The organism is Leisingera sp. S132, from assembly GCF_025144465.1.
Taxonomy (GTDB): domain Bacteria; phylum Pseudomonadota; class Alphaproteobacteria; order Rhodobacterales; family Rhodobacteraceae; genus Leisingera.
Genome location: NZ_CP083553.1, coordinates 1,697,455 through 1,717,751 on the forward strand (window position 1 = coordinate 1,697,455; position 20,297 = coordinate 1,717,751).

Below are 20,297 nucleotides of genomic sequence, written 5' to 3' on the forward strand. Positions count from 1 at the left end.
GCCAAAACCGGAGCTTTTCATGCCCACTTTCTGGCTTGTTGCCCTCCTGCTTGCGCTTTCTGCCGCGGGCTTCTACGGCGGCCGCCGCCGCGCGATCGCCACCGCTGCAGGCAACGTCAAAGATCTTCATTCGCTTCCGTCATATTATGGCTACCACGTGGCGCTTGCGGCCTTTGTGCCGGCCATCGGCGCGCTGGCGATCTGGCTGCTGGCCCAGCCCATGTTTGTCGAGACCCGCGTCTCCGGCATGATCCCGGCGGAGGCGGTCCCGGAAAGCTCTACCATCGGGCTGGTGATGAGCGACGTGCGCCGCGTGGCCGAAGGCCTGGATTTGGCGGTGGAGCAGGGGCTGCTGACCACCCGCGAGGCCCGCAATGTCGCTGACAGCGGCCAGGACGTCCGCGCGCTGATGGGCGAAGTGGGCGTGGCCCTGGGCGACGACGTGCGCCCTGAAGTGCTGGAGGCCGCGCAGGCCTACCGCAACCTCTCGAACACCGGCCGCACCACAATGACTGTGGTTGTCGCGCTGCTGGCGCTTGGCGGCCTTGGCTGGGCTTGCAGCCGCACCCACAAGGATTTCCGCGCCCGCAACGTGGTGGAGCGCGCGGTGCTGGCGCTGCTGATCCTGGCCGCCTCACTGGCGATCCTGACCACCATCGGCATCGTTCTGTCGATGCTGTTCGAAACCAGAAACTTCTTCGGCCTGCATTCCTGGACCGACTTTTTCTTCGGCTCTACCTGGGCGCCCAACTTCCGCGGCGGCAGTGAACTGTCGATCCTGCCGCTCCTGTGGGGCACGCTCTATATCTCTTTCATCGCCTTGCTGGTCGCAGTGCCGGTTGGCCTGTTTGCTGCCATCTACCTGTCGGAATACGCCAGCGGCGCGGTGCGCGCCTTTGCCAAGCCGCTGCTGGAAATCCTCGCAGGCATCCCCACCATCGTCTACGGCCTGTTTGCGCTGCTGACCGTCGGCCCCGCGCTGGCGGATCTCTTTGGCAAGGGCGGCCTCCTGGGTGTCGAATGGATGGCTGGCGCCACCTCGGTCCTGACCGCGGGCCTCGTGATGGGTATCATGCTGATCCCCTTCGTCTCGTCGCTGTCCGATGACATCATCAACGCGGTGCCGCAAGCGATGCGCGACGGCTCGCTGGGCCTGGGCGCCACCAAGTCCGAAACCGTGCGCCAGGTGGTGATGCCGGCCGCGCTGCCGGGCATCGTCGGCGCGGTGCTGCTGGCCGCGTCGCGCGCCATCGGCGAGACCATGATCGTGGTCATGGGGGCAGGGGCGATTGCCAAGTTCTCCGCCAACCCGCTGGAGTCGATGACCACCATCACCACCCGCATCGTCAGCCAGCTGACCGGCGACACCGATTTTGCCAGCCCGGAAACGCTGGTTGCCTTTGCCCTGGGCCTGACCCTGTTTGTCCTGACCCTCGGCCTGAATGTCCTGGCGCTCTACATCGTGCGCAAATACCGGGAGCAGTACGAATAATGACTGACCTCAGCCAAAATCCCGCAGGTGCTGCGCCCCGTAAACACGGCGGCTCGCTGCTGGAGAAATCCGCGCAAACCCGCAAACGCAATGCCGCTGAGACCCGGTTCAAGGCATACGGCATCGCCGCCATCACCGCCGGCCTGATCATGCTGCTGGTGCTGGTGACAACTATCGTCGGCAAGGGCACCGGTGCCTTTCAGCAGACCTTTGTCACGCTGAATGTGGAGTTGCTCGAAGCCAAGCTCGACAAGAAGGGCGAGCGCAACATCGAGGACATCAAGAAGGTCACCACCTTCGGTTACGCCCCGATCATCAAGGGCGCGATGGAAGCTGCAATTGAGGAGCTGGGCATCGAGACCAGCCTCAAACCCAAGGAACTGGCCGGCATCCTGTCCAAGGACGTCGCGGCCCAGCTGCGCGACTATGTGATCGCAAACCCGGACCAGATTGGCCAGACGGTGGAGTTCCGCTTCCTCGCCTCCAGCCGTGTCGATGGCTACCTGAAGGGCCGCGTCACCCGGGAAAGCATCCTCAACGACAAGAACATCTCTGCCGAACAGCTTGACCTTGTTGACGCTTTGGCGGCTGCCGGAGTTCTGGAGAAGACCTTCAACCTCGACTTCATCTTTGGCGCGGATGCCTCCGACGCCCGCCCGGAGGCGGCCGGTATTGGCGTCTCCATGCTGGGCTCGCTGTTCATGATGCTGGTGGTTCTGGCGCTGGCGCTGCCGATCGGCGTGGCCGCCTCGATCTACCTAGAGGAGTTTGCACCGCAGAACTGGCTGACGGACATGATCGAGGTGAACATCTCCAATCTCGCAGCCGTTCCCTCCATCGTCTTCGGCATCCTGGGCCTGGCGGTCTTCATCAACTACATGCACCTGCCGACCTCGGCGCCGCTGGTGGGCGGTCTGGTGCTGACGCTGATGACGCTCCCGACCATCATCATCTCCACCCGCGCCTCGCTGAAATCGGTGCCGCCGTCGATCCGCGACGCAGCATTGGGCGTCGGTGCGTCGAAAATGCAGGCGGTATTCCACCACGTGCTGCCGCTGGCCGCCCCCGGCATCCTGACCGGCACCATCATCGGGCTGGCGCAGGCGCTGGGGGAAACCGCGCCGCTGCTGCTGATCGGCATGGTTGGCTTCATCGCGTCCAACGCGCCGGAAACTCTGGCAGACGGGCTGCTGGCGCCGAACTCCGCCATGCCCGCCCAGATCTACGAATGGGCCAAACGTGCCGACCCTGCATTCTACGAACGCGCCTGGGGCGGCATCATCATCCTTCTTATCTTCCTGGTGACCATGAACACGCTGGCCGTGATCCTGCGCCGCCGCTTTGAACGCCGCTGGTAAAAGGGGCATAGTGCAATGAACGACATGACCGTGATGGATAAGACCGTGGAAACCCAGAACATCAAAATCGCTGCCAAGGATGTGAACGTCTTCTACGGCGACAGCCACGCGATCAAAGACGTGAACGTCGAGATCGAGGACAAGACCGTCACCGCCTTCATCGGCCCCTCCGGCTGCGGCAAGTCAACCTTCCTGCGCTGCCTGAACCGGATGAACGACACCATCGACATCTGCCGCGTAAAGGGTGACATCCTGCTGGACGGTGAGGACATATATGACAAGCGCGTCGATCCGGTGCAGCTGCGTGCCAAGGTCGGTATGGTGTTCCAGAAACCGAACCCGTTCCCCAAGTCGATCTACGACAACGTGGCCTATGGCCCGCGCATCCACGGTCTTGCCAGAAACAAGGCGGAACTCGATGAAATCGTGGAAAAATCCCTGCGCCGTGGTGCCATCTGGGATGAGGTGAAGGACCGCCTGGATGCCCCCGGCACCGGCCTTTCAGGCGGTCAGCAGCAGCGCCTGTGCATCGCCCGCGCTGTTGCGACCGAACCCGAGGTGCTGCTGATGGACGAACCCTGTTCGGCGCTTGACCCGATCGCCACCGCGCAGGTCGAGGAACTGATCGACGAGCTGCGCAGCCAGTATTCCGTGGTGATCGTCACCCACTCGATGCAGCAGGCCGCCCGCGTCAGCCAGAAGACCGCCTTCTTCCACCTCGGCAACCTGGTGGAATTCGGCCCCACCGGCCAGATATTCACCAATCCCAACGACCCGCGCACCGAAAGCTACATCACCGGCCGGATCGGCTGATTTCAAGGAAAATCAAATGACTGCACAGCATATTGCATCTGCTTTCGACCGCGATCTGGAGGCAATTCAGGCCCGTATCATGAAAATGGGCGGCCTGGTCGAGGACGCCATCCGCGAAGCCGCCCAGGCACTGGAAACCCGCGACGAGGAACTGGCACTGACAGTGCGCCAGGGCGACAAGGCCATCGACGGGCTGGAAGAGCTGATCAACGAGGAAACCGCCCGGCTGATCGCTCTGCGTGCGCCGGCGGCCTCCGACCTGCGGCTGGTGCTGTCGGTGATGAAGATTGCCGGCAACCTGGAACGCATTGGCGATTATGCGAAAAACATGGCCAAGCGCACCGGCGTTCTGGCCCAGGGGCCGAACATCAGCGAAGGCACCTCTGCCCTGCGCCGCATGGCCCGCGAGGTGGAGCGGATGCTGAAGGACGCGCTTGATTCCTACATCCAGCGCGACGTGGAACTTGCCCGCGATGTGATCGAGCGCGACCGCGACGTGGACCAGATGTACAACGCCCTGTTCCGCGAGTTCCTGACCCACATGATGGAGGATCCGCGCAACATTTCGGCCTGTATGCATTTGCATTTCATCGCAAAAAATACCGAGCGCATGGGTGATCATGTGACTGCGATTGCCGAACAGGTGATCTATCTGGTCACCGGCGAAAAGCCGGAAGAAGACCGCAAGAAAGCCGACACGACCTCGACCACACCGCAGGAGATCTGACCGATGGCTGCCGACCAGCCCACCGTTCTGGTTGTAGAAGACGAAATGGCGCAGCGGGAAGTGCTGGCCTATAATCTCGAAGCTGACGGCTTCCGCGTGCTCAAGGCCAAGGATGGCGAGGAAGCGCTGCTGGTGGTCGAGGAGGACATGCCCGATATCATCATCCTCGACTGGATGATGCCCAACCTCAGCGGCATCGAAGTGTGCCGCCGCCTCAAGACCCGGGCCGAAACCCGGAATATCCCCGTGATCATGCTGTCCGCCCGGTCCGAGGAAGTGGACAAGGTGCGCGGCCTGGAAACCGGCGCCGATGATTACGTGGTGAAACCCTATTCGGTGGTGGAGCTGATGGCCCGGGTGCGGAGCCAGCTGCGCCGGGTGCGGCCCTCCACCGTCGGCGTGCGTCTGGAATACGAAGACATCGTGCTGGACGCTGAAACCCACAAGGTCAGCCGGGCGGGCAATCAGCTCAAGCTCGGTCCGACCGAATTCCGTCTTCTTTCCACCTTCATCGAGAAGCCGGGCCGTGTCTGGAGCCGCGAGCAGCTTCTGGACCGGGTCTGGGGCCGCGACATCTATGTCGATACCCGCACCGTCGACGTTCACATCGGCCGGTTGCGCAAGGCGCTGACTCAGCACGGCGGCGAAGATCCCGTCCGCACCGTGCGCGGCGCCGGCTACGCCCTGGGCTGAAACCTGGCAGAAACGGCACCGGGGGGTGCACAAAAGGGTGTACAGGGGGTGCACGCATGTCACCCCCTGACTTTCATCGCGGCAGCGGATCCTCCGGCTGCGCCTTGCCGGCCAGCCAGCCGCGGAATTTCATCAGAGCCGGCGCGTCTGATTTCCGCTCTGGCCAGACCAGGTAATAGGCACCTGCGGTCTCCACCGGCTCCGGATGCAGCGCAACCAGGCGGCTGGTGGCCAGGTCTTGCTCCACCAGGTAATCCGGCATCAGCGCGACCCCCAATCCATGCAGTGCGGCTTGGGTGATGGTTGCGAATTGGTCATAGATCGTGCCGCTCAGATCCGCGCCAGCCTCAATACCATGCTTTTCGAACCAATCCTTCCAGGCCGTTGTCCGGGTCTGGATGTGCAGCAAAGGCAGCTTCAAGATATCCGTCGGCTCATCAACCCTGCGCCCGTTCAGCAGTTCCGGAGCGCAGACGGGCAGCAGCTGCTCGTGCTTCAGTAGCAGAGATTGCGTGCCCGGCCAGGACGCATCGCCAAAATGTATTGCAGCATCAAAGGGTTCTGTGGCGAAATTGAAAGGCTCCAGCCGGGTGGCCATGTTGATGGTCACATCCGGGTGCAACCGGGCGAATTCCGGCAGCCGTGGCATCAGCCAGCGCATGCCGAAGGCTGGCAGAATGGCCAGATTGAGCGTTCCGGCCAGCGGCGCGGCCTGCAAACGAAGGGTGGACTGCACGATCTGGTTCAGGGCCTGGCGGATCTCGGCGGCGTAATCCTGCGCCTCGGTGGTCAGGGACAGCCGTTTCTGATCGCGCTGCACCAACTCCATGCCCAGCTGCCGCTCCAGAGTTTGCAGCTGACGGCTGACTGCGCCCTGCGTCAGCGCCAGTTCATCTGCCGCGGCTGAGGCACTTCCAAGCCGGTCCAGGGCCTCCAGGGCGCGCAAGGAGGAGATGGACGGCAGGAATTTGCGTGGAACAATCATGCATGAGTTATTGTCATGCTTTGTTGCCAAAGTCTCGCTATTTTTTTCGTTCACCTCCCGTTAGGGTTTGGCCAAATAGCGAACCACTGAGGTGACAAGATGACCGATAAACCCGCCCTGCGCGCCAAGGATGCCCCGGATCTGGGCCGTTTCAACTGGGAAGACGCTTTGCGGCTTGAGGATCAGCTGACAGAGGACGAGCGCATGATCTCCGCCTCAGCCCGCGCCTATGCGCAGGAGAAGCTTCAGCCCCGCGTTCTAAGTGCCTATGAAAACGAGGAAACGGACCCGGAAATCTTCCGCGAAATGGGTGAGATGGGTCTCCTTGGCACCACAATTCCCGAAGAATACGGCGGGCTTGGCGGCGGCTATGTGTCCTATGGCCTGGTGGCCCGCGAGGTGGAGCGGGTCGACAGCGGCTACCGCTCGATGATGTCGGTGCAAAGCTCTTTGGTGATGTATCCCATCTATGCTTATGGCACTGAGGAGCAGCGTCAGAAATATCTGCCGAAACTGGCTTCCGGCGAGTGGATCGGCTGCTTTGGCCTGACCGAACCTGATGCCGGGTCAGACCCCGCCAGCATGAAAACCCGCGCGGAAAAAATTGAAGGCGGATATCGGCTTAAGGGGTCCAAGATGTGGATCTCCAACGCCCCGATCGCCGATGTTTTTGTGGTCTGGGCAAAGTCCGAGGCGCATGGCGGCAAGATCCGCGGCTTTGTGCTGGAGAAGGGCTTGAAGGGCCTGAGTGCGCCGAAGATCGAAAACAAAGCCTCGCTGCGGGCCTCCATTACCGGCGAGATCGTGATGGACGGCGTTGAAGTCGGCGAGGAAGCGCTGCTGCCGCATGTTGAAGGGCTGAAAGGGCCGTTCGGCTGCCTTAACCGTGCGCGCTATGGCATCAGCTGGGGCGCCATGGGCGCAGCGGAAGCCTGCTGGCACGCGGCACGCCAATACGGCCTGGACCGCACTCAGTTCGGCCGGCCGTTGGCCAACACCCAGTTGTTTCAGCTGAAACTGGCGAACATGCAGACCGAAATCACCCTGGGCCTGCAGGCGTCCCTGCGTGTTGGCCGGCTGATGGATGAAGCAAACGCCGCGCCTGAGATGATTTCCATCATCAAGCGCAATAACTGCGGCAAGGCGCTGGAGATTGCCCGGATTGCCCGTGACATGCACGGCGGCAATGGCATCAGCCTGGAATTCAACGTGATCCGCCACATGGTGAACCTGGAGACCGTGAACACCTATGAGGGGACACACGACGTGCATGCACTGATCCTGGGGCGCGCGCAGACCGGTTTGCAGGCCTTCTTCTGATAGCCGGGTCGCAGCGCGGAGACCGTTCCGCGCTGCATTTTTGCAGGATGGATTAGCGTTTTTGCAACCCTCGTTCTTGCTGGGAATTTTGCAAAGAGTTCCGGGCTATCCGCTTCGCCCGAAGTGGTTTTGAGGCGCAGGGCTCCTGTTAATGATTTGACAACCTGATGCCGCAGTTTTCGCAGCGGACATCGCGGTACAAGCGGGCTTTGAGTCAACGCGCGTTTCGGGCCTTGCAAAAAGTGGTGGTTGTTTACGACAAGCAAGGAGATTGCCTTGCAGAAATGCAGATCACAAGTTTCGGATCAGTTTCCACAATGTGTCCTGCAATTTTGCAATGCAAATGAACACCAGTCCCATCGAAGTTGGCGCATATTGCAATTATGCATTTTAGTTTTGCGTTTCTGACGTCGCTTTTTTTGCAGGGTATTTTACGCCATGCATCATTTCGTTTTGCATTTCCTGGCGTCTTTACAACAGGTTAAGTGCTAGCCCAGGGAACCTCAAGGTTGAAGTTAAGAAAAATTTAGGAAATGGAAATCGAGGTGCATATGCGGTGCCGAAGCCGCTGGCCAAAGAAAAACGGGCCGGAAAACCCGGCCCGCTCCAAGATCATACAGGTCCGCGTCAGGCGGGCAGATGAATGTTGAATTCCTGACGGATTGCCATGTCGGTTTCAGCGTCAAACCGGGCAGCAGCGCGTTCCGACAGGATCTTTTCCTTTTTGGCGATCGCTTTCTCGATCAGGTCGGGCTTGTCGCGCTCAGCCCATTCCTTGGGGGAGGTGCGGTCGCCAAGATCCGGGTACACGTAATCCACCTGCATCCGGCCTAGCGTCTGATCGGTGCCCAGGTAATGACCCGGCCCGCCCAGGCAGGTGGCGCGCATCTGGTCGAGCGCGAGGGTTTCGTCGTTAACCTCAATACCGCGGACGCAGCGCTGCGCCTGGCCCAGCAGGTCATTGTCCAGGATCAGCGATTCCAGGCAGAAGCCAAGCAGAGAGGCGTGCATGCCAGCGGCCTCATAGACCATGTTGAGGCCCGAAAGACCCGCCATGACGGCGGAACACATCTGCTCCCAGCCGGCCTGCATGTCCGGAAGTTTGGAATCGGAGGCCCCGGCTGCGGCACCACCCGGCAGATTGTAGAACTTGTGCATCTGGGCGCAGCCGGCGGTCAGCAGGGCTTGCTCGCCTGAGCCAACGGTCATGGCGCCGGTGCGCAGGTCGAGGCCAAAGGGCCAGGTGCCAAAAATTGCGGGAGCGCCAGGCTTTACGGCATTTACATAAACCAGTCCAGCCAGGCATTCGGCAACCGCTTGGGTGATGGCCCCGGCAATGGTCGAAGGGGCCGTGGCGCCAGCCATGCCTGCGGACAGAAGAAGCACAGGCATGCCGCCTTTGATGCATTCTTCCATCACTTCACAGGACTCTGTGGCAAACTTCATGGGCGGAACCACGAAGCAGTTGGAGTTGGAAACAAACGGGCGCTCTCGCCATTTGTCTTCGCCGCCTGCAATCATGTGCAGCAGTTCCAGACCGGGTTTCACAAATCCGGGTTCCGTGAAAGACACGCCAACGTGCTTGGTGGTGCCGGAAGTGCAGGCGTAGATGGAATTCAGGTCCATCTCGCAATTGTCGGGGATGTCGCGGCAAACCATCGGGCGCTGAACAAAATGGATGTTGTCCAGCTGGTCGCAGATGCGGGCTGCGTCATGCAGATCCTGCACGGTGGAATCGCGGTAGTTCCTGCCTTGCACATCGACAACGCTGACCGCGGCGCCAGCGGTGCCATAGTGCACGCGGCCGCCTGACAGCTGCAGATCGTTTTTGCCATCGCGGCTGAAAAGGGTGACGGAGCGGTTTGCCCTGGCGATTGTGTCTTCCACAAGTGCGCGAGGGAAGCGGATTCGGCCGTCGTCGCCAAGTGAGCAGCCCGCGGCCGTCAGATAGTCGATCCCGCTCTGCGGAGCGTCGGCAAGGCCGATCTCTTCCAGCGCGGTGAGGGCGGCTTCATGGATCTTTTCCATGTCTGCTTGGCTTAGTATTTTGAGCGCGGTGGATTCCATGCCGGGGCGGACCGGACGCAGATGATCTGGCAGGGCGGCAGCACGGGCTGCACGGCGCGCATTACGCCCGCCGCTGCGGGTGGCGCGGGCAGGGGAGGCTTGGTCGTTCATATTGGGAGCCTTTCAGGGGTGAGAGTTGAAATGTGTTTTATTTCAACTCAGTACGGCCGGCCTCTGGCGGCGCGTCCCCGTGCCGCGCCAATGGTGCGGCTGATGAGGTTAAGAAGGCTGCGTTCTTCCTGCATGCGGTCTCCTGTTATCTTCGCGGCAGTTTGGCATGCATTTGCGAAGTTTCTAGCACGATAACGACCTTGGTGAAAAATGCGACATTTTTTTCATCACCCCCTTCGGAGGGCGGAGGTGAGCGTGAATAGTTGAAAAATTTCAGTGCTTTTTATGGTTAAACTGCATCTTTTAACGCTTCTTGCGAAGGCGGATTTCGGGCAGTCTTGGAACGAAATATTAAGCATTAATGCGTATAAATGGGGTCCTGGGGGGATGACGCGCTGAACGGCGCACTGCAAAAAGGCAAAACCACATGCCGATGGTTAGGATAACCAAACTCTGCCAAACGTTCGCTGCGGTTTTTTCCATTGCCGTTCTGCATGGGCAATCGGGTTCGGCTGAGGATCACGGACGCTCTGCTAATAACGGTTCAGATCCGTTTGCTTACAGCATTCCAGGGGGGCAAGGGCCTTCATTTGCTTTCGGGTATGGTGATGGATCTGAAGGGCTGATCTTGGGGGGCAGTGTGGCAACCGGGCAGACCGGGCCGCTCACACGGGTTCTGCAGGCGGATGAAACCCACCAGCTGCGCTTGCATGCCGGATACGGCTTTGGGTCCGCCACCGGCTTTGTAACTGTTGGCGGCCTTCAGGCCGAAGACTCGGGCCGCAGGCGCCACGGAACGCTGTTCGGGTTCGGCATGAGGGTTTCCTTGAACCGTGCGCTTCAGCTGACCGGGGAGTTGCTGCATCATGAGGCGGGCCCAAGGGATGGCAGTGGAAGCCCGCGCGGCGAAACCCTGGCTGTTGGTGCTGCGTTCCGGTTTTAGACGCACGGCGGCAGGCGCTTTCCCCGGCTCTAGGAAAAGCTTTTCTTTCTTTCAATAGTTTGGCGGATTTCCGCTTGCGGATTCCGGCGGAAAAGCGCGGCTGAATCCTGGATTTCGGCCACTCACCGCCAAGTCAAAGCTTGTGAACCGGGCGGCACTGGAAACTGCCAGGCAAAGACCTTTTGTAAGCGTCAACGGCGCACAGCCTGCGCCGGGACTGCAAAAGGAGAAGTCTGAATGACTCGTTTCGTAGCTATGACAGCCATCGCAACCGTAATGGGCAGTGCGGCCTTTGCCGGCAACCTGGTTGAGCCGGTGGTCGAAGCCGCGCCGGCTCCGGCGCCGGTTGTGGTCAATGAGGGCGGCGATTGGACCGGGTTCTATCTGGGTGGCCAGGTGGGCCAGCTGGACGCGGATGCCAGCAATGGTGCCTCGGGTGATGATACCGCATACGGTATCCACGGCGGCTACAATCACGATTTTGGCCGTTTCGTGCTGGGCGGTGAACTTGACTATGACTCCACCGACCTGGATCTGGGCGGTGGCGCAACTGTTGACTCCGTGGCGCGCGCCAAGCTGAAAGCCGGCTATGACTTTGGCCGGGTGCTGGCCTATGTGACTGGCGGTGTGGCCGAGGCTGACAGCTCGCTGGGCAGCGAAACCGGCGACTTTTACGGTGTTGGCCTGGCTTATCAGGTGACCGACCAGTGGCAGGTCGGCGGCGAAGTGCTGGAACATGACTTCGACCAGTTCGGCACCTCGGGCGTCGGCGCTGATGCGACATCCGTGTCGCTGCGCGCGTCCTTCAAGTTCTAAACTGACAAGTTCTAAACTGATATGAGTACCAGCGCGGCCCGCCTGTTCCGCCGCGCTGCTGGCCGCCCGGTCTGCACCCAAGGCAAACCGGGCGGCTTTTGCTGTTTGCAGCCGCCAAAATGCTTGGCGGACCAGCATCTGCGTGCTAAGCAGCCTGCATGAACCAAAAATGCGCCACCATTATCTGCTGCATTACCTGCTGACATATCAGCGGGCTGGTTTCTGTCGTTTTCATTTTCCTGACAAGTTGCTAAGCCCGCGCTGCGCGCAAAGGGTAGTGCCTGCCGCTGTTGGCTGGGCATGCGAAAGGAACCGGGCATGGGAACCATGGACAGAGTGATCAAGCTGCAGAACACGAAGACCCGCAAGAAAGAGGTCTTTAAGCCGATCGACGCCGAAAACGTGCGGATGTATGTCTGCGGCCCCACGGTTTACGACCGGGCGCATCTGGGCAATGCACGCCCTGTGGTGGTGTTTGATGTTCTCTACAGGCTTCTGCGCGAGGTTTATGGCGCAGATAAAGTGACTTACGCCCGGAACTTCACCGACGTAGATGACAAGATCAACGCCCGCGCGGCGGAGAGCGGCCGGCCGATTGGCGATATTACCGCTGAGACGACGCAATGGTTCCTGGATGACATGGGCGAGCTTGGCGCGCTGGAGCCCAACCACATGCCGCGCGCGACCCAGTACATCCCGCAGATGGTGGCGATGATCGAGGAGCTGATTGCCAAGGGCCACGCCTATGCCGCCGAAGGCCACGTGCTGTTTGCGGTCGACAGCTGGAAAGAGCTGTATGGCAAGCTGTCGGGCCGGTCGGTTGATGACATGATTGCAGGCGCCCGGGTCGAGGTTGCGCCTTATAAGAAGAACCCGATGGATTTTGTGCTGTGGAAGCCCTCCAGCGATGATCTGCCGGGCTGGGACAGCCCCTGGGGCCGCGGGCGGCCGGGCTGGCATATCGAATGCTCGGCGATGTCTTACGAATTGCTGGGCGAGACCTTCGATATCCACGGCGGCGGCAACGACCTGATGTTCCCGCACCATGAAAACGAAATTGCGCAAAGCTGCTGCGCCAATGGCGATGATACTTTTGCGCGTTTCTGGCTGCACAATGAGATGCTGCAGGTGGAGGGCAAGAAGATGTCCAAGTCCCTGGGCAACTTCTTTACTGTCCGCGATCTGCTCGATCAGGGCTATCCGGGTGAGGTGATCCGGTTGGTGTTCCTGCAGACCCATTACCGCAAGCCGATGGATTGGACCGACAAGAAGGCCAAGGAAGCCGAAGCCACGCTGCGCAAGTGGCGGGCGCTGACCGCGGGCATCGAACCCGCGCCCAGCGCTGCTGCCGCGGTCCTGGACGCGCTGGCGGATGACCTGAATTCTGCCGGAGCGATTTCTGAGCTGCACAAGCTGGCGGCATCCGGCGATGCTGCCGGGCTGCTGTCCTCGGCCCAGATGATGGGCCTGCTAAGGGAAGAGATGGGTGCATGGGCAACTCAACCTGAAGCCGACGAGGAATTCGAGGAACGTATCAACAGCCTCGTCTCTGCCAGAATGACTGCACGTGCACAGAAAGAATGGGCAAAAGCCGATGCTATTCGCGGGTTTTTGAATATGGCCGGCGTTGTGGTGGAAGATGGGCAAGGAACTGATTGGCGTGTAAGTTTTGAGCATGAAGCTCTCGGCTGGCTGGCCTTATCCCGTCCAGTTCTGGATGGAAAGCTAACCATGAGCGTAGCTGAGTTGAACAGCGAAGCCGATGCTCGCAACCTAGAATTTGAGCTAGACGCGAAGGGGTACTGGCGCAACGTGATTTGTTCCGGGGAACCTTCTGGAATTCAAGAACGATTTCTGTCCTATGCAGAAAGAGAGCTAGCCTGATGCAAAAGGAACGCCTCTATCTTTATGACACAACCCTGCGGGACGGGCAGCAGACCCAGGGGGTGCAGTTCTCCTCTGAAGAGAAGAAGCAGATCGCGCTGGCGCTGGACAGGCTGGGCGTCGACTACATCGAGGGCGGCTGGCCGGGCGCCAACCCAACCGACAGCGCCTTTTTCGGGGAGGCGCCGGACACCCGCGCCACCATGACCGCCTTCGGAATGACCAAGCGGGCGGGCCGCTCGGCGGAAAATGACGAAGTGCTGGCAGCGGTGATGAACGCGGGCACCCAAGCCGTCTGCCTGGTCGGCAAGAGCCATGACTACCATGTGACTCATGCGCTGGGGATCACACTGGAGGAAAACCTCGAAAACATCCGCGCCTCGGTCGCCCATATCGTTGCGCAGAGGCGGGAAGCTTTGTTTGACGCGGAGCATTTCTTTGACGGCTACAAGGACAATCCGGACTATGCATTGGCCGCCTGCCGCGCGGCGCTGGAGGCTGGTGCGCGCTGGGTGGTGCTGTGCGACACCAATGGCGGCGCGCTTCCGGCAGAGGTTCATCGGATCGTCAGTGAAGTTGTTGCGGCCGGAATTCCGGGTGAGAAACTGGGCATACACACTCACAATGACACGGAAAATGCCGTAGCTTGTTCATTGGCAGCAGTCGACGCCGGAGCACGGCAGATCCAGGGCACGCTGAATGGTTTGGGGGAGCGCTGCGGCAACGCCAACCTGACCGCACTGATCCCGACACTTCTGCTGAAAGAGCCCTATGCCAGCACGTTCGAGACCGGGGTGAGCCTGGAGGCACTGGCGGGTCTGACCCGGACCAGCCGGATGCTGGACGACATCCTGAACCGGGTACCGGTGCGGCAGGCGGCTTATGTGGGCGCTTCGGCTTTTGCCCACAAGGCGGGTCTGCACGCCAGCGCGATCCTGAAGGATCCGGCCACATATGAACACATCGAGCCGGGCACGGTCGGCAATGCGCGGGTGATCCCGATGTCGAACCAGGCCGGGCAGTCGAACCTGCGCAAGCGCCTGACCGATGCGGGGCTGAGTGTTGAAAACGGCAACCCGGCGCTGGCGCGGATCCTGGAGCGGATCAAGGACCGCGAAGCCGAAGGATATTCCTATGACACCGCGCAGGCGTCGTTTGAGCTGCTGGCGCGCAAGGAACTGGGGCAGCTGCCGGACTTTTTCGAGGTCAAGCGCTACAAGGTGACCGTCGAGCGGCGCAAGAATAAGTACAACCGCATGGTCAGCCTGTCCGAGGCTGTGGTGGTGGTGAAGGTTGACGGCGAGAAACGCCTGTCGGTCAGTGAATCGCTGGACGAAACCGGCAGCGACCGCGGCCCGGTCAACGCGCTGGCGCGGGCGCTGAGCAAGGATCTGGGGCGCTACTCCGCGCAGCTGGAGGACATGCGGCTTGTGGACTTTAAGGTGCGGATCACCCAGGGCGGTACCGAGGCCGTTACCCGGGTCATCATCGACAGCGAAGACAGCCAGGGCCATCGCTGGTCCACTGTCGGGGTCAGCGCGAACATAATCGACGCCTCCTTCGAGGCTCTGCTGGACGCCATCCGCTGGAAACTGATCCATGATAGCGGGGCCGGGCAGGCGGATGCAGTTTGACGCCGACCTGACGGCCTGCGCGGAGCTGGTTCAGAAGAGCGACCCGGACCGTTTTCTGTCGACCATGGCGGCGCCGGTCCAGGCGCGGCCGCTGCTGTTTGCGCTTTATGCCTTCAATGTCGAGCTGGCGCGGGCGCCGTGGGCCAGCCAGGAAAGCATGATTGCCGAAATGCGGGTGCAATGGTGGCGCGACGTGGGGGCGGAGATCGCCGAGGTCAAGCCGGTCCGCCGCCACTATGTTGCGACGCCGCTTTCCAAGCTGCTGAAGCCTGAACTGGCGGCCTGTATCGACGGTATGGCCGAGGCGCGGCGTTGGGATATTTACAAGGATCCCTTTGAGGATCAGGCGGAGTTTGACGGCTATATCGACCGGACCAGCGGATCGCTGATGTGGATGGCAGCAAGGTCTTTGGGGGAGGCGGATGAGTCTGTGGTCCGGGACTTCGGCTATGGCGCAGGTATTGCCAGCTGGCTGCGCGCAATCCCTGAACTGGAAGCGCAGAAACGGATCCCGCTGCTCGACGGCACCTTGGAAGGTGTGCAAGCTTTGGCGCGCAAGGGGCTGGAAAAGCTGAGTAAAGCGAGAGTGCGAAGAGCCGATGTTTCGAAAGCTGCAGGAGTTGCTTTGCTGGCGGGATGGCAGGCTGAGGCGGTTCTGAAACAGGCCATCCGGCAGCCTGACCGGGTGGCGCAGGGTGCTCTTGGTCAAAGTGAGTTCCGGCGCCGGATGGGGCTGATGCGGCGTGCAGTCACCGGGCGCTGGTAAAGTACTTCGATGAAACAACAAAGGCGCCCGTTTGGGCGCCTTTGTTACTCTAGCTTTCAAGCAGAAACGGTCAGGCTTCCTTGGGCCGCATCACCAGCCACATCAGCGCTCCGCCTGCCAGCACCAGGAACGGCGCCATCGCCATGTTGACCGCGTTCCAGCCGTCCACCGGATTGCCGCCGGAGCAGTTCATCAACCCGCCGGAGGCCAGTGACGCCATGGTGACGCCGCCAAATACCAGCAGGTCGTTCAATCCCTGCATCCGGCCTTTTTCGTGGCTGTCATGGGCGCCGGCCAGCATGGTGGTTGCACCAATGAAACCGAAGTTCCAACCAAGGCCGAGCAATACAAGCGCGATGAAGAAGTTTTCCAGATCAACGCCTTGCAGCGCAACGGCGCCGGCGCCGGCAAGAATGACCAGACCTGCGGCGACGATCTTTTCCACGCCGAAGCGGGCAATCAGGTGCCCGGTAAAAAAGGACGGCACATACATCGCTAAAACGTGGAACATCACCACATCGGAGGCATTGCCCTGAGTGAAACCGCACCCTACCACGGCCAGCGGGGTCGATGTCATGACTAGGTTCATCAATGCGTAGGAAACCATTGCACAGATTACCGAGACGGCAATAACTGGCGTTTTCAGCAGTTCGAGACGGCTGCGCCCTTTGGGGCTGTCATGACTGGGCGCTGGTGGTTTGGGAATATCCAAAAGCAGAAACAGCGCTGCGCCGAACACATTGACGGCAATCACGGTCAGATAAGTGCCAAGAAACGGAATAACAAAAGCTTGGCTGGTCAGCTTGACCAGTTGCGGGCCGATCAGCGCAGCTGCAAGGCCTCCGGCCATCACATAGGAAATCGCCTTGGGGCGGAATGCTTCAGAGGCGGTGTCCGCGGCTGCGAAACGATAGAAGCCATGTGCGCTCATGTAGACGCCGGTCATCAGGCTGCCGAGCAGGAAGACCGGGAAGGAGCCGAGATAGAGCCCGTAGGCGCCGACCAGGCCCCCCATTGCGCCAAAGGCGGCGCCGGTGAAGAAACCGGCGCGGCGGCCCCAGCGCTGCATGATGGCTGAGATAGGCGTGGCCGCCAGCATCGAGCCGCCCACGATCAGCGAGATGGGCAGCGTTGCAAAGCAGGGGTTGGAGGCCAGCGATTGGCCGGCAAGACCGCCAATGATGAAGATCATCGGCATCTGCGCACCGAGGATTGCCTGGGCCAGCACCAGGATGGCAACGTTTTTCTTGGCGACCGTGTCGCTGGGGGTGGTCATGGTCATGCTCATATGGGATGCGTAGCGGTGAACCGCATGCGGGGCAAGACGCTTGCCGCGCTGGAGGGCCGCCCATTTGCCGCGGCCAAGGGGGGTGACGTGGCGTCAGAACAGCCGAAGTTTCTGCCGGGTGCGGGCCGGATCATTCAATGCGGCGACTGCGTCTCCGAGGGTGCTGAATGGCTGGCGGCACAGGACCTCCGGTTTGCCGACGCGCTGGAACTGACCGGTCCGCTGCCCTTGCGGCGCAAGCCCGAAGGGTTCGCTGAACTGCTGAGCGCTATTGTCAGCCAGCAGGTGAGCGTTGCTTCTGCAAATGCGATCTGGAAACGGATGAAGGACGCCAAGCTGACAGGGCCGCGCAAGATCCTGCGGGCAACGGACGATGATCTGCGTGCAGCCGGTCTCAGCCGTCAGAAGATACGCTATGCCCGGGCACTTTCTGAGGCGCGTATTGATTTCAACGCGTTGCGCAATGCTCCTGATGCGGAGGTAATCGCTACGCTGGTGCAGGTGCCAGGGATCGGCGTCTGGACGGCGGAGATTTACGCGATGTTTTCGCTGGGCCGCGCAGACGTGTTTGCCCATGGCGACCTGGCCCTGCAGGAGGCGGCGCGGGTCCTGTTCAGTCTGCCTGAACGCCCCAAGGAGCGGGAGATGCGGCAAATCGCGGAAGCCTGGTCACCGTGGCGGTCGGTTGCGGCGCGCATTCTGTGGGCCTATTACCGGGTGGCGAAGGACAGGGAAGGAATCCGATGACTCGTGTACTGAATGCCGGCCGCAAGGAGCCGCTCTCCGGCGAAACCCGCTCCGTTGTGGTGTTCCTGCATGGCTATGGCGCCAATGGCGCGGACCTGCTGGGGCTGGCCGATCCGCTGGGCGAACATCTGCCGGATACGCTGTTTGTCGCACCCGATGCGCCAGAGGCCTGCGCCGGTGCGCCGTTCGGCTTCCAGTGGTTCCCTATTCCATGGATCGACGGTTCCTCGGAAGAGGAAAGCATGCGCGGGATGCAGGCCGCGGTCGAGGACCTGAATGCTTTCCTGGATGCGCTTATGGTCGACGAGGACGTGCTGCCAGAGCAGGTGGTTCTCTTCGGGTTCAGCCAGGGCACGATGATGAGCCTGCACGTGGCACCTCGGCGAGAGGACGCAATATCCGGGATTGTCGCATTTTCCGGCCGTCTGCTGGCGCCGGAGCTGCTGAAGGATGAGGCGGTGTCCAAAATGCCGGTTCTACTGGTGCATGGCGATCAGGACGACGTGGTGCCGGTGCAGTCACTGCCTGAGGCCGCCGAAGCGCTGCAAGAGGCGGGTTTTCAGGATGTCTTTGCACACATCCAGAAGGGCACTGCCCATGGAATCGCGCCGGATGGCCTGAGCGTTGCCTTGGCCTTCATGCGGGACAAGCTGAGCCTGTAAGCCGCTGAATTGAAGCTGGATTGTTCTGTGGGTCAATAGGCCCACAGATGCGGCTCGGCAATCTCGAGCGAGTTTCCGGCGGGATCGCGGAAATAGACCGACCGCGCGCCGCTGGGCCAGTCAAATTCGGATTCGATCTCCACGCCGGCCGCCAGCAGCCGGGCGCGCATCAGGAGCAGCGCTTCCCTCGGCTGGGAGAAACACAGATGCCCCGGCCCGCGGGCGCCATGCGGCGGCACCGGCAATCGCGGATTTCCGGGCGGCTTCACGGTCTCGGCAGCATTGAAAAGCAGCACGACGGCACTGCCGCAGCGGAAAAACACATGCCGGTTGCCGACCCGCTGGATGCATTCGAGCCCCAGCAGGCTGCCGTAGAACTCTTCAGCCGCGTCCAGATTGTCGACATAAAGCGACGCTTCCAGAATGGCATCGGGGGCAGGGGCTTGAGGCAGCATGAAGACAGGCTATCAGCGGCGCCGGGGCCTGTCACCTTTTGCCGGGCGCGGTGATGCCGCCTTGGGCCTGCGCGGCGGCTTTTGCGAGGGTTTGGGCGGGCCGGGCACACGCGGTGGCTCCAGGTCCTCCCAGGCGCCCTGCGCCAGCCCGTCCAGTGTCCAGGCGCCAATGCTGTAGCGGATCAGCCTCAAGGTTGGATGCCCGACAGCGGCAGTCATGCGCCGCACCTGCCGGTTGCGGCCTTCGCGGATGGTGAGCGCGATCCAGCTATCTGGAACGGTCTTGCGCACCCGGACGGGCGGTGTACGCGCCCAGAGCCCGGGCGGTTCCGGGATCACCTGCACCTTGGCGGGCCGGGTCTTGCCGTCCTTCAGATCAACGCCTTCCGCCAGCAGCCTGAGTGCATCGGCGCTGGGAATGCCCTCTACCTGGACCCAATAGGTCTTGTCCATCTTGTGCTTGGGGTCGGTGATCCAGGATTGCAGGCGGCCATCGTCCGTCAGCAGCATCAAGCCTTCGCTGTCGCGGTCAAGGCGGCCTGCCGCATAGACGCCGGGGCAATCAATATACCGGCTGAGCGTCGGCCGCGGGCTGTCCTGGCTGCCGCTGTCGGTGAATTGCGGCAGAACGTCAAAAGGTTTGTTGAAGCGGATCAGGCGGGTCATGGCTGCGCAATAGGCGGACTGGGGCGGCAGGGCAAGAGGCTGTCCCTGTTACAGCCTGTGGATAACTGTCATGGGCCTGTCATGGAATCAGCGCAGCTTGCTCCCGACATATTGTGGGTCATTGGGGCTTGTCAGGTGCCAACCACGATATATAGTCAAATCTAGGCTGGGGCGGGTTCCCCGCTCTGGTTCCGGGAAACGGAAGATCAGGGCGAGGAAGACGTTCAAAGATGGATGGCGATTTCAGAGCAGAGTTTGTCAGATCTCCGGGGGCGCTAAAACAGCACCCGGCACTGGTTTTGAATGCGGATTACCGGCCGCTTTCCTATTATCCGCTGTCTCTTTGGTCGTGGCAGGACGCGGTCAAGGCAGCCTGGCTCGACCGGGTGGCCATCGTGGCGGAATATGACGAAGTGGTGCACAGTCCGAGTACAGAGATCCGAATACCGTCTGTGGTGGTTCTGAAAGATTATGTGAAACCTCAAAAGCGCGTGGCCTTCACGCGCTTTAATTTGTTTTTGCGGGATGAATTCTGCTGCCAGTATTGCGGCAGCAAAGGGGAGCTGACGTTTGACCACGTGGTGCCGCGGGCGGCCGGCGGTGTGACCAGCTGGGAAAATGTCGTTGCCGCCTGCAGCCCCTGCAACCTCAAGAAAGGGTCAAAGTCGCTGCACCGGGCTGGGATGTCGCTGCGCAAGCCGCCGCGCCGGCCCGGAGCTGAGGAATTGCGGAATACCGGGCGCAAGTTCCCTCCGAACCACCTGCATGAAAGCTGGATGGATTTCCTGTACTGGGATACGGAGCTGGATGCCTGAAGGCCGAAGACAAAGCCCTTTCGTTTCTGAAAAGACCGCCAGAGCAAGTCGCCCT

19 protein-coding genes are annotated in these 20,297 nt (G+C 61.1%); 13 read left to right on the forward strand and 6 right to left on the reverse strand.

Translation table 11 applies throughout. The features are described from left to right. Window positions 1-19 precede the first annotated feature (19 nt). The 5 genes from pstC to phoB are packed head-to-tail and all read left to right on the forward strand — an operon-like array spanning window position 20 to window position 5,083. Window positions 20-1,492 carry a phosphate ABC transporter permease subunit PstC gene (gene pstC / locus K3725_RS08290; protein ID WP_260018309.1) on the forward strand — a complete coding sequence of 491 codons (1,473 nt, stop codon included), beginning with the start codon at window positions 20-22 and terminating at the stop codon, window positions 1,490-1,492. After that, window positions 1,492-2,850, forward strand: a complete 1,359-nt coding sequence (gene pstA, locus K3725_RS08295) for a phosphate ABC transporter permease PstA (RefSeq protein ID WP_260018310.1) — start codon at window positions 1,492-1,494, stop codon at window positions 2,848-2,850. Before pstC ends, pstA begins: the two co-directional genes overlap by 1 nt. Before the next feature lie 15 nt (window positions 2,851-2,865). Further along, window positions 2,866-3,663 carry a phosphate ABC transporter ATP-binding protein PstB gene (gene pstB, locus K3725_RS08300; RefSeq protein ID WP_260018311.1) on the forward strand — a complete coding sequence of 266 codons (798 nt, stop codon included), beginning with the start codon at window positions 2,866-2,868 and terminating at the stop codon, window positions 3,661-3,663. 16 nt (window positions 3,664-3,679) lie between these two features. Beyond that, window positions 3,680-4,390, forward strand: a complete 711-nt coding sequence (phoU, locus tag K3725_RS08305) for a phosphate signaling complex protein PhoU (protein WP_260018312.1) — start codon at window positions 3,680-3,682, stop codon at window positions 4,388-4,390. Between the two features lie 3 nt (window positions 4,391-4,393). Continuing rightward, window positions 4,394-5,083 carry a phosphate regulon transcriptional regulator PhoB gene (phoB, locus tag K3725_RS08310; protein WP_260018313.1) on the forward strand — a complete coding sequence of 230 codons (690 nt, stop codon included), beginning with the start codon at window positions 4,394-4,396 and terminating at the stop codon, window positions 5,081-5,083. 73 nt (window positions 5,084-5,156) lie between these two features. Here the strand turns inward: phoB and K3725_RS08315 are convergent, their stop codons facing one another. Continuing rightward, window positions 5,157-6,068, reverse strand: coding sequence for a LysR family transcriptional regulator (locus K3725_RS08315; RefSeq protein ID WP_260018314.1), 912 nt, complete (start codon window positions 6,066-6,068; stop codon window positions 5,157-5,159). Between the two features lie 99 nt (window positions 6,069-6,167). Between K3725_RS08315 and K3725_RS08320 the strand changes: the two genes are divergently transcribed. After that, window positions 6,168-7,388: an acyl-CoA dehydrogenase gene (locus tag K3725_RS08320; RefSeq protein WP_260018315.1), complete on the forward strand. Its 1,221-nt coding sequence runs from the start codon at window positions 6,168-6,170 to the stop codon at window positions 7,386-7,388. A gap of 627 nt (window positions 7,389-8,015) precedes the next feature. Here K3725_RS08320 and K3725_RS08325 read toward each other — a convergent pair. Both K3725_RS08325 and K3725_RS08330 read right to left on the reverse strand, forming a co-directional pair. Next, on the reverse strand, window positions 8,016-9,566 hold the full coding sequence (locus K3725_RS08325; RefSeq protein ID WP_260018316.1) for a trimethylamine methyltransferase family protein: 1,551 nt from the start codon (window positions 9,564-9,566) through the stop codon (window positions 8,016-8,018). 586 nt (window positions 9,567-10,152) lie between these two features. Beyond that, window positions 10,153-10,434 (reverse strand): hypothetical protein, encoded by a 282-nt coding sequence (locus K3725_RS08330; RefSeq protein ID WP_260018317.1) that lies wholly within the window; start codon window positions 10,432-10,434, stop codon window positions 10,153-10,155. Window positions 10,435-10,746: 312 nt separating this feature from the next. Here K3725_RS08330 and K3725_RS08335 point away from each other — a divergent pair, with 312 nt between their 5' ends. The 4 genes from K3725_RS08335 to K3725_RS08350 all read left to right on the forward strand — a co-directional run bounded on the left by K3725_RS08335 (window position 10,747) and on the right by K3725_RS08350 (window position 15,609). After that, on the forward strand, window positions 10,747-11,325 hold the full coding sequence (locus tag K3725_RS08335) for an outer membrane protein (RefSeq protein WP_260018318.1): 579 nt from the start codon (window positions 10,747-10,749) through the stop codon (window positions 11,323-11,325). A 318-nt stretch (window positions 11,326-11,643) separates the two neighbouring features. Continuing rightward, window positions 11,644-13,209, forward strand: coding sequence for a cysteine--tRNA ligase (gene cysS / locus K3725_RS08340; RefSeq protein ID WP_260018319.1), 1,566 nt, complete (start codon window positions 11,644-11,646; stop codon window positions 13,207-13,209). Further along, the gene (gene cimA, locus K3725_RS08345; protein WP_260018320.1) at window positions 13,209-14,843 is read left to right on the forward strand and encodes a citramalate synthase; all 1,635 of its coding nucleotides are present in this window, start codon (window positions 13,209-13,211) and stop codon (window positions 14,841-14,843) included. The genes cysS and cimA overlap by 1 nt, the downstream gene beginning before the upstream one ends. Next, window positions 14,833-15,609 (forward strand): squalene/phytoene synthase family protein, encoded by a 777-nt coding sequence (locus K3725_RS08350; RefSeq protein ID WP_260018321.1) that lies wholly within the window; start codon window positions 14,833-14,835, stop codon window positions 15,607-15,609. Before cimA ends, K3725_RS08350 begins: the two co-directional genes overlap by 11 nt. Before the next feature lie 70 nt (window positions 15,610-15,679). On the opposite strand, the gene K3725_RS08355 is transcribed toward K3725_RS08350, so the two are convergent. Continuing rightward, entirely contained in the window at window positions 15,680-16,897 is a 1,218-nt protein-coding gene (locus K3725_RS08355) for an MFS transporter (protein ID WP_260018322.1), read from the reverse strand. Between the two features lie 24 nt (window positions 16,898-16,921). On the opposite strand from K3725_RS08355, the gene K3725_RS08360 reads away from it, so the two are divergent. Together K3725_RS08360 and K3725_RS08365 are read left to right on the forward strand one after the other, a co-directional pair. Further along, window positions 16,922-17,644 (forward strand): DNA-3-methyladenine glycosylase, encoded by a 723-nt coding sequence (locus tag K3725_RS08360; RefSeq protein WP_260018585.1) that lies wholly within the window; start codon window positions 16,922-16,924, stop codon window positions 17,642-17,644. Next, window positions 17,641-18,306, forward strand: a complete 666-nt coding sequence (locus tag K3725_RS08365) for an alpha/beta hydrolase (RefSeq protein ID WP_260018323.1) — start codon at window positions 17,641-17,643, stop codon at window positions 18,304-18,306. Before K3725_RS08360 ends, K3725_RS08365 begins: the two co-directional genes overlap by 4 nt. 32 nt (window positions 18,307-18,338) lie before the next feature. Here the strand turns inward: K3725_RS08365 and K3725_RS08370 are convergent, their stop codons facing one another. After that, window positions 18,339-18,761 carry a VOC family protein gene (locus K3725_RS08370; RefSeq protein ID WP_260018324.1) on the reverse strand — a complete coding sequence of 141 codons (423 nt, stop codon included), beginning with the start codon at window positions 18,759-18,761 and terminating at the stop codon, window positions 18,339-18,341. A 12-nt stretch (window positions 18,762-18,773) separates the two neighbouring features. Next, window positions 18,774-19,427, reverse strand: a complete 654-nt coding sequence (locus tag K3725_RS08375) for a pseudouridine synthase (protein ID WP_260018325.1) — start codon at window positions 19,425-19,427, stop codon at window positions 18,774-18,776. A 230-nt stretch (window positions 19,428-19,657) separates the two neighbouring features. Between K3725_RS08375 and K3725_RS08380 the strand changes: the two genes are divergently transcribed. Continuing rightward, window positions 19,658-20,242, forward strand: coding sequence for an HNH endonuclease (locus K3725_RS08380; RefSeq protein WP_019297838.1), 585 nt, complete (start codon window positions 19,658-19,660; stop codon window positions 20,240-20,242). The last annotated feature ends 55 nt before the right edge of the window (window positions 20,243-20,297 follow it).

Excerpts from the sequence above, each read along its gene's own strand:
- phoB (WP_260018313.1), top strand. The coding sequence starts at position 4,394 with ATGGCTGCCGACCAGCCCACCGTTCTGGTTGTAGAAGACGAAATGGCG.
- K3725_RS08315 (WP_260018314.1), bottom strand. The coding sequence starts at position 6,068 with ATGATTGTTCCACGCAAATTCCTGCCGTCCATCTCCTCCTTGCGCGCC.
- K3725_RS08380 (WP_019297838.1), top strand. The coding sequence starts at position 19,658 with ATGGATGGCGATTTCAGAGCAGAGTTTGTCAGATCTCCGGGGGCGCTA.
- cimA (WP_260018320.1), top strand. The coding sequence starts at position 13,209 with ATGCAAAAGGAACGCCTCTATCTTTATGACACAACCCTGCGGGACGGG.
- K3725_RS08365 (WP_260018323.1), top strand. The coding sequence starts at position 17,641 with ATGACTCGTGTACTGAATGCCGGCCGCAAGGAGCCGCTCTCCGGCGAA.
- K3725_RS08375 (WP_260018325.1), bottom strand. The coding sequence starts at position 19,427 with ATGACCCGCCTGATCCGCTTCAACAAACCTTTTGACGTTCTGCCGCAA.
- K3725_RS08325 (WP_260018316.1), bottom strand. The coding sequence starts at position 9,566 with ATGAACGACCAAGCCTCCCCTGCCCGCGCCACCCGCAGCGGCGGGCGT.
- K3725_RS08360 (WP_260018585.1), top strand. The coding sequence starts at position 16,922 with ATGCGGGGCAAGACGCTTGCCGCGCTGGAGGGCCGCCCATTTGCCGCG.
- pstC (WP_260018309.1), top strand. The coding sequence starts at position 20 with ATGCCCACTTTCTGGCTTGTTGCCCTCCTGCTTGCGCTTTCTGCCGCG.
- K3725_RS08370 (WP_260018324.1), bottom strand. The coding sequence starts at position 18,761 with ATGCTGCCTCAAGCCCCTGCCCCCGATGCCATTCTGGAAGCGTCGCTT.
- K3725_RS08335 (WP_260018318.1), top strand. The coding sequence starts at position 10,747 with ATGACTCGTTTCGTAGCTATGACAGCCATCGCAACCGTAATGGGCAGT.
- cysS (WP_260018319.1), top strand. The coding sequence starts at position 11,644 with ATGGGAACCATGGACAGAGTGATCAAGCTGCAGAACACGAAGACCCGC.
- phoU (WP_260018312.1), top strand. The coding sequence starts at position 3,680 with ATGACTGCACAGCATATTGCATCTGCTTTCGACCGCGATCTGGAGGCA.
- K3725_RS08350 (WP_260018321.1), top strand. The coding sequence starts at position 14,833 with ATGCAGTTTGACGCCGACCTGACGGCCTGCGCGGAGCTGGTTCAGAAG.
- K3725_RS08320 (WP_260018315.1), top strand. The coding sequence starts at position 6,168 with ATGACCGATAAACCCGCCCTGCGCGCCAAGGATGCCCCGGATCTGGGC.
- pstB (WP_260018311.1), top strand. The coding sequence starts at position 2,866 with ATGAACGACATGACCGTGATGGATAAGACCGTGGAAACCCAGAACATC.
- K3725_RS08355 (WP_260018322.1), bottom strand. The coding sequence starts at position 16,897 with ATGAGCATGACCATGACCACCCCCAGCGACACGGTCGCCAAGAAAAAC.
- pstA (WP_260018310.1), top strand. The coding sequence starts at position 1,492 with ATGACTGACCTCAGCCAAAATCCCGCAGGTGCTGCGCCCCGTAAACAC.
- K3725_RS08330 (WP_260018317.1), bottom strand. The coding sequence starts at position 10,434 with ATGATGCAGCAACTCCCCGGTCAGCTGAAGCGCACGGTTCAAGGAAAC.